General features: G+C 52.6%; 18 protein-coding genes. 15 read left to right on the top strand and 3 right to left on the bottom strand.

The window, feature by feature from the left end; all coding sequences use genetic code 11:
* Window positions 1-162: 162 nt before the first annotated feature.
* The 11 genes from BST81_RS19765 (at window position 163) to BST81_RS19715 (ending at window position 7135) form a co-directional block, all read left to right on the top strand.
* A complete protein-coding gene (locus BST81_RS19765; protein WP_075600237.1) occupies window positions 163-447 on the top strand; it encodes a Mo-dependent nitrogenase C-terminal domain-containing protein in 285 nt (94 codons plus the stop codon).
* Between the two features lie 165 nt (window positions 448-612).
* Window positions 613-1992: a nitrogenase iron-molybdenum cofactor biosynthesis protein NifE gene (gene nifE, locus BST81_RS19760; protein ID WP_075600236.1), complete on the top strand. Its 1380-nt coding sequence runs from the start codon at window positions 613-615 to the stop codon at window positions 1990-1992.
* Entirely contained in the window at window positions 1992-3299 is a 1308-nt protein-coding gene (gene nifN, locus BST81_RS19755; protein WP_075600235.1) for a nitrogenase iron-molybdenum cofactor biosynthesis protein NifN, read from the top strand. The genes nifE and nifN overlap by 1 nt, the downstream gene beginning before the upstream one ends.
* Window positions 3300-3334: 35 nt before the next feature.
* Complete coding sequence (gene nifX, locus BST81_RS19750) at window positions 3335-3748, top strand: nitrogen fixation protein NifX (RefSeq protein ID WP_075600234.1); 414 nt, start codon at window positions 3335-3337, stop codon at window positions 3746-3748.
* A complete protein-coding gene (locus BST81_RS19745; protein WP_075600233.1) occupies window positions 3745-4218 on the top strand; it encodes a NifX-associated nitrogen fixation protein in 474 nt (157 codons plus the stop codon). The genes nifX and BST81_RS19745 overlap by 4 nt, the downstream gene beginning before the upstream one ends.
* Window positions 4219-4305: 87 nt before the next feature.
* Complete coding sequence (locus tag BST81_RS19740) at window positions 4306-4518, top strand: CCE_0567 family metalloprotein (RefSeq protein WP_075600232.1); 213 nt, start codon at window positions 4306-4308, stop codon at window positions 4516-4518.
* Window positions 4515-4832: a nitrogenase-stabilizing/protective protein NifW gene (gene nifW, locus BST81_RS19735; protein WP_075600231.1), complete on the top strand. Its 318-nt coding sequence runs from the start codon at window positions 4515-4517 to the stop codon at window positions 4830-4832. Before BST81_RS19740 ends, nifW begins: the two co-directional genes overlap by 4 nt.
* A gap of 10 nt (window positions 4833-4842) precedes the next feature.
* A complete protein-coding gene (locus BST81_RS19730; protein ID WP_075600230.1) occupies window positions 4843-5664 on the top strand; it encodes a HesA/MoeB/ThiF family protein in 822 nt (273 codons plus the stop codon).
* A 44-nt stretch (window positions 5665-5708) separates the two neighbouring features.
* Window positions 5709-6080, top strand: coding sequence for an iron-sulfur cluster assembly accessory protein (locus tag BST81_RS19725; protein ID WP_075600229.1), 372 nt, complete (start codon window positions 5709-5711; stop codon window positions 6078-6080).
* Between the two features lie 26 nt (window positions 6081-6106).
* Window positions 6107-6406, top strand: a complete 300-nt coding sequence (locus BST81_RS19720) for a 2Fe-2S iron-sulfur cluster-binding protein (RefSeq protein ID WP_075600228.1) — start codon at window positions 6107-6109, stop codon at window positions 6404-6406.
* A 138-nt stretch (window positions 6407-6544) separates the two neighbouring features.
* Window positions 6545-7135 (top strand): CBS domain-containing protein, encoded by a 591-nt coding sequence (locus BST81_RS19715; RefSeq protein ID WP_075600227.1) that lies wholly within the window; start codon window positions 6545-6547, stop codon window positions 7133-7135.
* A gap of 55 nt (window positions 7136-7190) precedes the next feature.
* Here BST81_RS19715 and BST81_RS19710 read toward each other — a convergent pair whose 3' ends face one another.
* The 3 genes from BST81_RS19710 to BST81_RS19700 form a co-directional block, all read right to left on the bottom strand.
* Window positions 7191-8270, bottom strand: a complete 1080-nt coding sequence (locus BST81_RS19710) for a M28 family peptidase (RefSeq protein WP_075600226.1) — start codon at window positions 8268-8270, stop codon at window positions 7191-7193.
* Between the two features lie 72 nt (window positions 8271-8342).
* A complete protein-coding gene (locus BST81_RS19705; protein WP_075600225.1) occupies window positions 8343-8693 on the bottom strand; it encodes a cupin domain-containing protein in 351 nt (116 codons plus the stop codon).
* Window positions 8694-8835: 142 nt separating this feature from the next.
* Window positions 8836-9468, bottom strand: coding sequence for a phycobilisome rod-core linker polypeptide (locus BST81_RS19700; protein ID WP_363080459.1), 633 nt, complete (start codon window positions 9466-9468; stop codon window positions 8836-8838).
* A gap of 803 nt (window positions 9469-10271) precedes the next feature.
* Between BST81_RS19700 and BST81_RS19695 the strand changes: the two genes are divergently transcribed.
* The 4 genes from BST81_RS19695 (at window position 10272) to BST81_RS19680 (ending at window position 13238) form a co-directional block, all read left to right on the top strand.
* Window positions 10272-10790 (top strand): phycocyanin subunit beta, encoded by a 519-nt coding sequence (locus BST81_RS19695; protein ID WP_075600223.1) that lies wholly within the window; start codon window positions 10272-10274, stop codon window positions 10788-10790.
* 104 nt (window positions 10791-10894) lie between these two features.
* Complete coding sequence (gene cpcA, locus BST81_RS19690) at window positions 10895-11383, top strand: phycocyanin subunit alpha (protein WP_075600222.1); 489 nt, start codon at window positions 10895-10897, stop codon at window positions 11381-11383.
* A gap of 146 nt (window positions 11384-11529) precedes the next feature.
* On the top strand, window positions 11530-12336 hold the full coding sequence (locus tag BST81_RS19685) for a phycobilisome rod-core linker polypeptide (protein ID WP_075600221.1): 807 nt from the start codon (window positions 11530-11532) through the stop codon (window positions 12334-12336).
* 32 nt (window positions 12337-12368) lie between these two features.
* Window positions 12369-13238: a phycobilisome linker polypeptide gene (locus tag BST81_RS19680; RefSeq protein ID WP_075600220.1), complete on the top strand. Its 870-nt coding sequence runs from the start codon at window positions 12369-12371 to the stop codon at window positions 13236-13238.
* Window positions 13239-13318 lie beyond the last annotated feature (80 nt).

The raw sequence follows: 13318 nt of genomic DNA, 5'->3' as shown, positions 1-13318 counted from the left end.
CTCTCTGAAATTGTCTGATGGCATCCAAGGTTCGAATTCTGGACAGGGAAATCATGATTCCAGCAAAAACGGAGTGTTCAGTGCCTTCAGGCTCCTCAACCATCAGCATCTAAGAACAGGGAGCCTCACAGCCCCTTTTTCTATAGTACAGGAGATCTTGCCATGACTCACATCTCCCATTCCCCCCGGCCCGACCTCCTTGCTCCCGTGCGGCGTTGGGTAGATGGCATCCAGGTTCACGATCGTCAAGTGGCCCATCTGATCTGTCAGGTTATTCCCTGCCACTGTGTCTTCGAGCGCAACATCACTCTCCTGGGGCGGACCTATCACATTCCCCCCCTCTGTAAACTCAATCCGATTTATGACGAACTGGTTTACCTGCGTCTGCGCGCTCTCACCTATCTTGCAGAAGTCTGCCAGGAAGATGTAAACCATTACATCTGCTAGTCTCCCTACCGGCAGGGAGGGCCTCACCACTCCGAGAACACCCACCCTGCCTTCCTTATCCCAATAGAACCAGCCCCACCCACCGTAAAGACGCGATTTATCGCGTCTCGACTCCATCCCATAGACGCGATAAATCGCGTCTCCTACACACCTACCCTCACCGCCATGAAACTCACCCAAGGTAAAATCAACGAACTCCTGTCTGAGTCCGGCTGCGAGCACAACCACGCAAAGCATGGTGAAAAGAAGAACAAATCTTGCACCCAGGTTGCCCAGCCCGGAGCGGCCCAGGGAGGATGTGCTTTCGATGGGGCGATGATCGCCCTGGTGCCCATTACCGATGCAGCCCATCTGGTGCATGGACCGATCGCCTGTTCAGGCAACTCCTGGGGCGGACGAGGCAGCCTTTCCTCCGGCCCCATGCTCTACAAAATGGGTTTCACCACCGACCTGTCAGAAAATGATGTCATCTTCGGTGGGGAAAAGCGGCTCTACAAGTCCATTCTGGAGATTCATGAGCGCTACAGTCCGGCAGCAATTTTTGTGTATTCCACTTGCGTCACAGCCCTGATTGGAGATGACATGGATGCGGTCTGTCAGAAGGCCGCAGAGAAAACCGGCACCCCAGTCATTCCTGTCAACTCTCCTGGGTTTATCGGCAGCAAAAATCTGGGCAACCGAGTTGGCGGCGAATCCCTGCTGGAGTATGTGATTGGCTCCGTTGAACCCGAATTTACGACGCCATACGACATTAACCTGATTGGCGAGTACAACATTGCCGGAGAAATGTGGGGAGTGCTGCCTCTGTTTGAGAAACTGGGCATTCGAGTTCTGGGCAAAATCACTGGCGATGGCCGCTATAAAGATGTGGCCTGTGCCCACCGGGCCAGACTGAACGTGATGATCTGCTCCAAGGCCCTGATCAATGTGGCCCGCAAGATGGAGGAGCGCTACGGGACTCCCTATGTCGAAGAGTCCTTCTATGGGGTTGAGGACATGGACCGTTGCTTGCGGAACATTGCCCTCAAGCTGGGCGATCGCAGCCTGCAGGATCGGGTGGAGGTGTTGATTGCAGAGGAGCGGGAGAAACTCGATCGGGAACTGGCCCCCTACCGGGCTCGCCTGCGGGGCAAACGAGTCGTGCTCTACACCGGCGGCGTCAAAAGCTGGTCCATCATTTCGGCTGCAAAAGATCTGGGGATGCATGTCGTCGCCACCAGCACCAAAAAGAGCACGGAAGAAGACAAGGCGCGGATTCGGGGTCTGCTGGGGGAAGACGGCATCATGATGGACAAAGGGAACGCCCAGGAACTGTTGCGGGTGATTGCCCAGACCAAAGCAGACATGCTGATTGCGGGCGGACGGAATCAGTACACGGCCCTGAAAGCCCGGATTCCCTTCCTGGATATCAATCAGGAGCGGCACCACCCCTACGCCGGATATGTGGGCATGGTGGAGATGGCACGGGAATTGGATGAAGCGTTGCACAGCCCGATCTGGGCCCAAGTTCGTAAACCTGCGCCCTGGGAAACGGAGGAAATCTGATGGTTACCGTCACGACATCAAAAAAGGCTGTTGCAGTGAATCCCCTGAAGCAGAGTCAGCCCCTGGGAGCGGCCCTGGCATTTCTGGGATTGAAAGGGATGATGCCCCTCTTCCATGGATCGCAGGGGTGTACCGCTTTCGCCAAAGTTATGCTGGTGCGTCACTTCCGGGAGGCTATTCCTTTGTCTACTACCGCAATGACAGAGGTGGCGACCATTCTGGGGGGCGAGGACAATGTGGAACAGGCGATCCTGACCCTGCTGGAGAAGTCAAAGCCGGAGATCATTGGCCTCTGCACCACAGGGTTAACGGAGACCCGGGGTGAGGACATGGAAGGGATTCTCCGACTCATTCGCCAGCGTCATCCAGAATTGGTGGATGTGCCGATCGTGTTCGCGTCCACCCCTGATTTCCGGGGAGCCCTGCAGGATGGTTTTGCAGTAGCTGTCGAGAGCATGATGCGAGAACTACCCCAGCCCGGAGCGGTTCGCCCTGATCAGATCACGATTCTGGCCAGCTCGGCCTTTACCCCCGGTGATATCCAGGAACTGCAGGAGATTACAGCCGCCTTCGGGTTTAAGGCGATCGTCGTTCCTAATCTGGCTGCTTCTTTAGATGGGCATCTGGCCGACAATCCCAGTGCGGTCACCAACGGGGGCACGACCTTGGCTGAACTGCGTCAGATTGGCTGTTCCGTCTACACTCTGGCTTTTGGGGAGAGTATGCGGCGGGCGGCCCAGATCCTGGAAGAGCGGTTTGACATTCCCTACGAAGTTTTTCCGCAACTGACCGGCCTGGGAGTGATGGATGACCTGTTACAGGGATTGATGGACCTGAGCGGGGTGCCAGTGCCAGAGAAGTATCGCCATCAGCGGCGACAACTCCAGGACGCCATGCTGGATACCCACTTCTATTTCGGGCGTAAGCGGGTTTCCCTGGCTTTAGAACCCGATCTGCTCTACTCCACCGCCTGCTGGCTCCAGACCATGGGCTGTGAGGTGCAGGCGGCAGTGACCACCACCCGATCGCCCTTGCTGGAAAAACTCCCGGTAGAGAGCGTCACCATCGGTGACCTGGAAGACTTTGAACAACTGGCTGCTGGATCCGATCTGTTGATCACCAACTCCAACGGTGCTGCAGTTTCCCGCCGTTTACACATTCCCCTCTTCCGCCTTGGCTTCCCTGTCTTCGATCGTCTCGGCAATGGTCTGCGCTGCACGATCGGTTACCGGGGCACCACCCAGCTTCTCTTCGACATCGGCAATCTGTTGCTGGAAGAGGAAGAGAATCATGCCCATCGGAGGTAATGACTAATGACCCATGACCCCAAAGGAGATTCCCCATGAAAATCGCCTTTACTACCAGCGATCAAGTTCATATCAATGCCCACTTTGGTTGGGCTAAAAAGATCGACGTGTACGAGATTTCCAAAGAGGGCTATCAATTTGTTGAAACCCTCAAGTTTGATGGTGAGCTCAAGGAAGATGGCAACGAAGACAAGCTGTTGCCCAAAATTGAGGCCCTGCATGATTGCACGATCGTCTACGTTTCTGCGATCGGGGGCAGTGCAGCAGCCCGATTGATCAAAAAGCGGATTACCCCGATCAAATCGAGAACGGAATCAGACGACGAAATTAAAGACGTGCTCGATCGGTTAGTTGTGACGCTCAATGGCAGCCCTCCGCCCTGGCTCCGGAAGGCTCTGCAACAAAAATCCCAGGCTTTTGAAGAACTTGAAGAAGAGGTAACCGCATGACGACAGAAACGACCCCATCCCCTGCAGCGACCGATGTTTTTCAATCTCCGTTGATCAAGGAGATGATTCACCAGATTCGGGCCCAGGATTCCTATGGGTTTTACCGCAACTATGCCGATGAATTGCTGATCAAGCCCTTCATCGTTAGTAAGGAAGCCAAACGCAAAATCTCGGTGGACGGTGAGGTGGAGCCCATCACCAAAGGCCGGATTCAGTCTTTCTATCGGGCGATCGCGGCCCTGATCGAAAAAGAAACAGGCCAAATGGCCCAAGTGGTGGTGGATTTAAGCCACGAAGGATTTGGTTCAGCCCTGATCTACAGCGGTCGCCTGCTGGTCGTCAACCGCACCCTGCGAGATGCCCAGCGCTTTGGCTTCGACTCCGCTGAGAAGCTAGCTATGGAAGGCGAAAAACTGGTGCAATCCGGCATCGCGATCGTCAACCGCTTCCCCGACGTCTGTCGCGTCTGATCCCACCCTCGTCGTAAAGGGACGCGATAAATTGCGTCCCAATCGCGTCCCAATCGCGTCTTCACCAAGATCTCCTGGTAAAAGCCTATGACCCCAACCCTCACCCCCACTGAACTCAAAACCCAGATCAAACGCCTGAACAGCAAGGCTGGACAGATGAAAATGGACCTGCATGACCTGGCCGAGGGACTTCCCACCGACTATGAACGGCTCATGGAAGTGGCTGGCCAGACCTATGAAATTTTTCGCCAAATCGACGAATTGAAACAGCAGCTTGCCCGATCGGAGGCCCCATCATGAGCAAAACTCTGACTGAATTCAACCAGCTTGTGGAAGCAGAACAGTATTTTGAGTTCTTTGAACTGCCCTACGATCCTCAGATTGTCAATGTGAATCGATTGCACATTCTGCAAAAGTTCTCCAACTTTTTGAAAGAACGTCGAGCCGAAATAGCGGACTTGAGTGAAGCAGAAACTCTGGATATGTATCGGGAGGCCTTACAACGGGCTTATACCGTCTTCCTGTCCTCTAATTCCCTGGAACAAAAGCTGTTCAAGGTCTTTAACGACAAACCTCAAAATGTAGTGCTGCTCAACGATATTGGCGTGGATTAAGAGGGAAACTGTGCTGAATCTGACACCGACAGAACTGGAACGTTACCAGCGCCAGATCATGCTTCCTGGCTTTGGTTTGGCAGCACAACAACGGCTGAAATCAGCCACTGTTTTGGTGACGGGTGTAGGAGGTTTGGGAGGAACCGCAGCCCTCTACCTGGCGGTTGCAGGTGTGGGACGGTTGATCCTGCTCCGGGGTGGTGAACTGCGCCTGGATGACATGAATCGTCAGATTCTGATGACCCATGATTGGGTGGGTCAACCTCGGGTGATTAAGGCAAAGGAAACCCTGGAGCAGATTAACCCAGATGTGCAGATTGAGGCGGTCTGTGACTATGTCACGCCAGACAATGTGGATGCTCTGGTGCAGTCGGCGGATATTGCCCTGGACTGTGCCCACAATTTCGGGGAACGGGATCTGCTAAATGCCGCCTGTGTGCGTTGGGGCAAGCCCATGGTGGAAGCGGCTATGAACGATATGGAGGCATATCTGACTACCATCATCCCTGGCCAAACTCCCTGCCTGACCTGTCTGTTTCCCGAAAAGCCCGATTGGGATAAGCGGGGTTTTGGAGTACTGGGAGCCGTCTCTGGCACCCTGGCCTGTCTGACAGCTCTGGAGGCCATCAAAGTTCTCACGGGTCTGGGGCAACCTCTGTTGGGACAACTCCTGACCATGGATCTGGGGCGGATGGATTTTGCCAAGCGTCGCGCTTACCACGATCCAGATTGTCTGGTGTGTGGGGTTCGATCGACCGATCGTCCACCTGCTATGCAGCATTCCCTCACCGTTGTCCGCAACTTATCTGCAACGCTCAGCCCTGTCCTGTGACTGCAGTCACTCAAGTTTTTTTCACTATCCCTTAAGGAGATGCCATGACCGTTATCCTGACTGAAATCGCTGAACTGCGACTGCGTAGCTTTTTGAAAGCCACCTCTAAAGAGGAGTCCGCCAACCATCGTGGCGTCCGAGTTTCTGTGACTGACGGTGGCTGCAGTGGCTATCAATACGCCTTGGATATTACCAGCGAACCTAAGGCTGATGACATTTTGCAGGAACTGGGCAAGTTGAACGTTTACATCGATCGCAATAGTGCGCCGCTTCTGAACGGGGTTGTGATCGACTATGTGGAAGGTCTGACCCAGAGTGGCTTCAAGTTCAGTAATCCCAACGCCACGGATACCTGCGGCTGCGGTCAGTCCTTCCAGGCAGGAGATTGCTCTCCTGCAGGGGTGCCTTGTAGTTAGTTATTGTTTGCATAGGAGCATTGGTAGTGACGACATTTCAAGTTCGGTTGATCAATAAGAAGCGGGGGATTGATCTCACTATTCCGGTAGAAGAGGACACCACAATTCTCTCCGCAGCCGAAGAACAGGGATTGGAATTACCTTCCTCCTGTAACTCGGGTTCTTGTTCTAGTTGTGTCGGCAAATTAGATGAGGGAGCGGTGGATCAGTCAGAGCAGGTTTTTCTGGATGAGGAGCAAATAGCTAAAGGTTTCGTATTGCTCTGTGTGGCTTACCCTCGGTCTAATTGCACGATTCGTACTCATCAGGAAGCTTACCTGGTTTAAAGCAGATCCATGGCATCTCATCCAGAAGAGGATCAGCACGCACGCAGTCCGCCCCTGCAGCCTGACGTGTGTTGGTTGATGGTGTAAAGTTTGCACCAATTATGTTTTCCATCCTGCGATAAGTAAGGAGAAATTACCATGAAAGCTAAAGACATCATGACAGAAGAGGTCGCAACCATTCGCGGTTCGGCTACTGTTGCTGAAGCTGTCAAGCTGATGAAGTTCAAAGGATTGCGCTCACTGGTCGTTGAGCGTCGCCATGAGGAAGATGCCTTTGGGCTCGTAACAGAGGCTGATATTGTCAACCAGGTTGTTGCCTATGGAAAAGATCCCAAACAGGTGCGCGTGCATGAGGTCATGACTAAGCCCTGTGTGGTCATCAATCCTGACCTGGCGGTAGAATATGTTGCCCGCCTCTTTGTGCAAACTGGTATCGATCGTGCTCCCGTCATCCAGGGCGAACTGCTGGGCATCATTTCTGTGACGGATATTCTGATGCGGGGAGACTTTATGGATAATCCCCGGTTGGCCTTCCTGAAGCGGAGTCTACAGGAGTCGGTGGACGCAGCCCAGGTGATCGCCCGTGAAAAAGGTGCTGATTCTGAGGAGTTTACTACGGCCTGGAAGGCGGTGGAAGAACTGGAAGCCGAAGTCGCTCACCTGTCTTCCACAGCTCAAACGAAGGTTACGCCTGAGAACAGTGCCGTGGCTGAGCCTGTGGTCGCATAATTGGGGCGATGGGGGCTTAACTCCGGCAGGGGCGGGGTCTGCTCGCCCCTATGCGTTACCTCACACTGGATAAGAGGTTGACCGTTCCAGTCACCACCAACTGAGCGACCTGAGTCAAAAACTGCCGATCGATCGTCCCCGGTCGATCGGCAGCTTGATGGTAGTTGGGGTTTCGGAAATTGGCTGTGTCGGTCAGGAGAATTGCGCCTACCCCCCGATACCAGAAGGGGGCGTGATCACTGCGTAAAAGGTCGAGGGTTAGAGCTCCCTTAAAAGGGACGGTTACGGCTAGCAGGGGGGGAAGATCCTGGTTGCCGGTTTGATAGGTTCCTTGCAATCCGGGAAGATTGGCGATGGGTTGAGAGTTTTTGGACTGAAAGGGTTCCAGTAAAGCTGCATGTTCCTGATCAACCACAGCGACCAGAAAATCACCTCGATCGGAGGGAAGTTCGGCTGGGGGATTGTCCGGATACTTCTGGCATCCTCGTCGCTGACAGGTGTAGGCCACCATATCCATAATGATCGCCCCCTTTAAAGGGGTGATCCGGTCATCACTGGCGGTAAAAGCCCGACTGCCGTCGAGACCTCTTTCTTCCCGATCGAACAGCACGATTTGTAGGGTGCGCGGGGTAGGCAGATCGCCGAACAAACGGGCGATTTCCAGGGCCACGGCAACCCCACTGGCATTGTCATCCGCGCCGGGAGCCTGCTCCACTGTATCGTAGTGAGCGCCCACCAGAATGGTTCCGGCCTCTGGATCGGTACCGGGTCGCTGGGCCACGATATTCACGCCCTGACTGAAGGCCTGTAACGCTGGTTTCCAGCCTGTAGCTTCCAACTGCCGCACAATGTACTGGCGGGCCTGGGCCCGATCGGGGGCTTCGTACCGCCGGAAACTCAGGGCCTGGACATGGGCAAACAGGGTCTTTCCATCCACTTGGGGGATCGGGAACTGCTGCTGCTCAGGAGCCGTTGGGAGATCGGCCTCAGGTCCTGCAGAGGTGCGGACTGGGCTGGCCGTAACCTGTGCTGTGACCTCGATCGGAGTCGTCACCAGATATTTCTGTAAGCATAGCACTGCGATCGTCAGTACCATCCCAACCAGCACAGTCCAGAGTCGCCTGTTTCCCATCATCTTGTCCGCAATACGATCGCCTCCAGTCTATCGTGATGCTCACTCAACCCTGGGGGAGCAGGAAACTGTGGCTCATACAGGTTGAAATCCAGCATCCTGGGGGACTACGATCGACACAAAGAGGAAGGGTTCCTGCCCCCGATTGATCACGCCATGGACCTGACCGACTTGGGCAACAGCGATTTGTCCCGGTACGATGGACTGGGTTGCCCCCTCCTGGTCCAGCAGGTACTCTCCCTGGCCGGATAGTACGACCCAGGTATCTTGCCCGGTTGGGTGAATATGCGGCTGAATCTGTTGTCCGGGTAGCACACACCACATCACCACTACAGCTTCAGGGGATTCCGTCACGATCGATCGGATGGGCTCCTCTTCAGACAGTTGAATGAATTCGACAGTAGTAAAAATGCGGGATGTTGTCATAGGTCTGAAAAACCTTTTCCGCTCAGCGTAGCAGCGATAAACAGTCTAAACTGTTCACGAAAAAACAGATCTCCGATTTCTTCCAGAAATCGGAGATCTGTGGGGCAACAGAGCCCAGAAATAGATCGATAACCTCTATTCTCTAGCGAGAACGGTAAGGGACGGCTTTTTCGATATCGATGTCGTAAACGGAGACTCTGCTTGGTGTCGCCGCCACCGGACTGATGCTCCTGGCCATATTGGCGAACAAAACGGGATCGCCAGTCTTGGGTTGTCTTTCGTAAGAGCGGAAGCTCCGAACAACCTCTTGCCAAATGGTCTGGGGGAAGCCCAATTTGGAACGGTAGTACGCATCATAGCGGGGAGAGGTGATGTTGAAGGGAATTTCACCGGTCGCGCGACTGGGTAGAATGCGGCGACGATGGTAGGGAACGGTATTTTCACCAAAGTTGTCGAGATATTCGTCGCTGTTGAGTAGGTCATCAACAAACCCTTTGACCCCTTTCGTCATCACCACAGCAGACCAGGCGATCTTCTCTTTCTGGCTATAAACCCGCCGTCCCAGGACCTTTTCAACACAATGCTCTACAAAGCGATAATTACTGTTTTTGTCGTAGAAACTATCGATAAAGGTTTTAGAGAGCAGCAGACCTCGGATAAAGTCGCGCACGGTGATCTGTCTGTTGCGGAGTTGGGATTCCAGGGCGATTTCACGATCCCACTTAAATGCATGGAAGAAAATCTGGCGATAGGCCGCGTTGATCAGATTTCCCATTTCGGATGGCGAGAATTGATCATCGGCTGAATAAATGATAGCTTCATCGTCCCGTGCACCGAGCGGGGCTACGCGCTGGTTCGGACATGAAGGAGCATAAGCTAATAGAGGGATAGCCACGTTTACATAAACTCCTATCTTACTAAAGTTCAAAGAGTATCCCGATCATCATAAAGGGGGAGGGGATTTCAATTGGTGTCAACCTGATAAAACGTTACAGACTTTAACTTTTTAAATAAGGGCGAAATTACCCCTAAAATTACCACCTAAAAACAGGCCAGTCTCCCATCTTATAGGTGGGGATGGCTAGCTTTTGCCAGAGTCCTCGATCGGTGATGACCTCCTTGCTGTAAGGATAAGTTAAAAAGACCGAATCAAGGCAAGAATCTGAAACCTTTGCTGAAAGCAGATCCTGGATTTTCTTATTATTTTTTAATAAAGTTTCTGCTTAATTTTCTGAAATTGCACAAATGTTGCACAAATGGCTTGCTTTAATCAGGGGTAGTCTAAAAACCACTGAATTCTTGGCTTTCATGGCCAGGAGTTGCGATTTCCAAGTTTGCCTTGTGATGTTGACAAGCCAATATCACAAATCTGCTGGGGATACATCTCTAGATTTCCCTTCAGAAGCTTTGGTATTTCATAAAATCATCGCTTGAATTAGTGGATGATTTTATGAAATTGAGATGGGTTGTATCACAGCCTGTCCAGGTTGTTTTGGAAATCGAAAATTCAAGCTGAATCTATCAGTTTTGAAACAAAAACATAAATATTCAATTGAGCAAAATTAGGAGATTGAATCAATGCTAGACGCGTTTACCAAGGTAGTTTCCCAGGCTGATACGCGGGGTGAGTTGGTCAGTAACGCTCAAATCGATGCTTTGCTCGCTGTGGTTAAAGATGGTGCTAAGCGCTATGACGTTGTGAACCGTATTACCGGTAGTGCGTCTACGATCGTAGCCAGCGCAGCTCGGGCTCTGTTTGCAGAGCAGCCCCAGCTGATTGCTCCCGGTGGCAACGCCTACACCAACCGTCGGGTTTCTGCTTGTGTGCGCGATATGGAAATTATCCTGCGCTACATCACCTATGCAGTGTTTACTGGAGACTCCAGTGTGCTGGACGATCGCTGCTTGAATGGCCTGCGGGAAACCTACCTGGCTCTTGGTGTTCCCGGTGCTTCCGTGGCTAACAGCATTACCAAGATGAGAGATGCGGCGATTGCTATTGCTAACGATCGCAACAATATCCAACCCGGCGACTGTAGCGCTCTGATGGCTGAATTGGCTAGCTACTTCGATCGGGCTGCTGCTGCCGTAGCCTAACCGCTGCCACTGACGGGTGTCCCATTCTCAATCATCTGTTCAGTGTAATCAGGACTTAATTCCACGCAAACTTTCTGTAAACCATTTAGGGAGATCACATACTGATGAAAACGCAATTGACTGAAGCTGTTTCAACTGCTGATTCTCAGGGCCGCTTCCTGAGCAACACCGAGCTTCAGATTGCATTTGGTCGCCTCCGTCTGGCTACGGCTGACCTGGAAGCAGCTCGGGCTCTGGGTGCTAAAGCTGCTCAGTTGACTGAAGGTGCTGCTAACGCAGTTTACCAGCGCTTCCCTTACACCACCACCATGTCCGGTAACAACTATGCCTCTGATGCTCGGGGCAAAGCCAAGTGCTCCCGCGACATCGGCTACTATGTGCGGATGATTCAATACTGCCTGATTGCTGGGGGTACGGGTCCTGCTGATGACTACCTGTTGGCTGGTCTGGCTGAAATGCACAGCACCTTTGAGCTGTCCCCCAGCTGGTATGTTGAAGCCCTCAAGTATATCAAGGCCAATCATGGTCTGACGGGTGACCCCGCTCTGGAAGCTAACTCCTACATTGACTACATGATCAATGCCCTGAGCTAGTCATGGATCTTGCCCGGAAAGGTAGACAGCTTCATCCCTTGAAGGCGATTGTTGTCTACCTTTCCGGGCTATTTTATAAGCAGCAACCTTAAAAACCACTGACAAGAAGTTGTCTATATCATTTTTGATTCGAGGGGGAAATCACTATGGCTGGCTTACAAGAAGCAGGGAAATTAGGGATTAGTGCTTTTGAAGAAACGGAACCCGTTGAATTGCGGACTCCGGAAGATGCACAGGCTGTTATTCTGGCAGCCTATCGTCAGGTGCTGGGCAATGAGTACCTGATGCAGAGTGAGCGTTTAGTTGGCCCTGAATCACTCTTGACCCAAGGCAATATCTCGGTGCGAGACTTTGTGCGGGCGATCGCTCAATCTGAACTTTATCGGCAGAAGTTTTTATACCCCAACTTCCATGTCCGGTTCATAGAATTGAATTTTAAACATTTATTGGGGCGTGCTCCTTACGATCAGTCTGAGATTGCCTACCATCTGGATGTCTACACTTCCCAAGGGTATGAAGCTGAGATTGACTCCTATCTTGCTTCAGACGAATATCAACAAAGCTTCGGGAATAATGTAGTACCCTACCATCGCGATTTCCAGGTTGATCATCCAGGCTCAAGGGCGATCGGTTTCAGTCGTCTGCTGCAGCTCTATCGCGGCTATGCTAACAGCGATCGATCTCAGGGACAGAAACAACCGAAGCTGACCTGGGAAGTTGCCCGCAATCTGGCTACCCCCATCAGTGCTCCGGCTTCAGGATCCCTGTCTGGTGCAGTCGGTGGTAGCCGGGGAGATGTTTACCGGATTCGGCTCTTGAAAGCCGCATCTTCCAACTCGGCTGTTGTGCGTCGTACCGTGACGGAAGTTGTTGTGGCTTACGACCAGTTGACCAACAAGCTACAGCAGCTGAATCGATCCGGGAGTAAAGTACTCAGCGTTACTTCTGTTTAGTAAATCTACCCATTACTGAAGGAGAATTTTAGGTGGCTATTACAACAGCAGCATCTCGCTTAGGGACATCTGCATTTAGCGATGCCGCACCAGTAGAATTGCGTCCCAATGCGACCCAGGGAGATATTGAAGCCGTGATTCTGGCTGTTTATCGGCAGGTTTTGGGTAATCCCCATCTCCTCGCCGCCGATCGCCTGGTGATTGCAGAGTCCCTCCTGCGGGATAGCAAGATCACCGTGCGGGAATTTGTCCGCCAGGTGGCCAAGTCCGATCTGTACAAGCAGAAGTTTTTCCACAGCAGCTTCCAGAGCCGGACGATCGAACTCAATTTCAAACATCTGTTGGGTCGGGCTCCTTACGATCAGTCTGAAATTACCGCCCATCTGGATCTGTATCAGAATCAAGGTTATGAAGCCGATATCGACTCCTATATTGATTCGGCAGAGTACGATGCCTACTTTGGGGAAAATATTGTTCCCTACTATCGGGATCTGGTGACGACTGGGATCGGCCAGAAAACGGCTGGGTTCCCTCGCCTGTTGCAGATGTATCGGGGTTATGCCAACAGCGATACTGCTCAACTGATTGGTACGGTTCCTCGTCTGGTGAAGGATTTGGCTCGCAACACGGCTTCCGTGGTGGTGCCCCCATCGGGCGGAGCTGGGGGATTTGCCTTCCTGCCTGCGCTCAAAGGAGATGCCTCCTACAGTGCTTTTGGTGGATCCAAGGCATTTGGTTCTGGCCAACTCTTCCGCGTTGAAGTGGCTGGCATTACTGGCAAGGGCTACCCCAAGGTGCGCCGGGTTAACAAGGCTGTGATTATTCCCTACGAAGAGTTGACTCCTCACATGCAACGGGTGCAACGGCAGGGTGGCAAGATTGCCAGCATTACCCCCCTCTAAAGCCTGAATAGCCTCACCTCTCCTATCCCCCTTCCATCTAGTGGTAAGTCAATCAATGATTGACGGGCAGCCAAAATCCA

It is taken from the genome of Leptolyngbya sp. 'hensonii', from assembly GCF_001939115.1.
In the GTDB taxonomy this organism is placed as follows: Bacteria; Cyanobacteriota; Cyanobacteriia.
The sequence above is the reverse complement of the archived record's forward strand: the minus strand, read 5'-3'. Positions and strand labels throughout refer to the sequence as shown.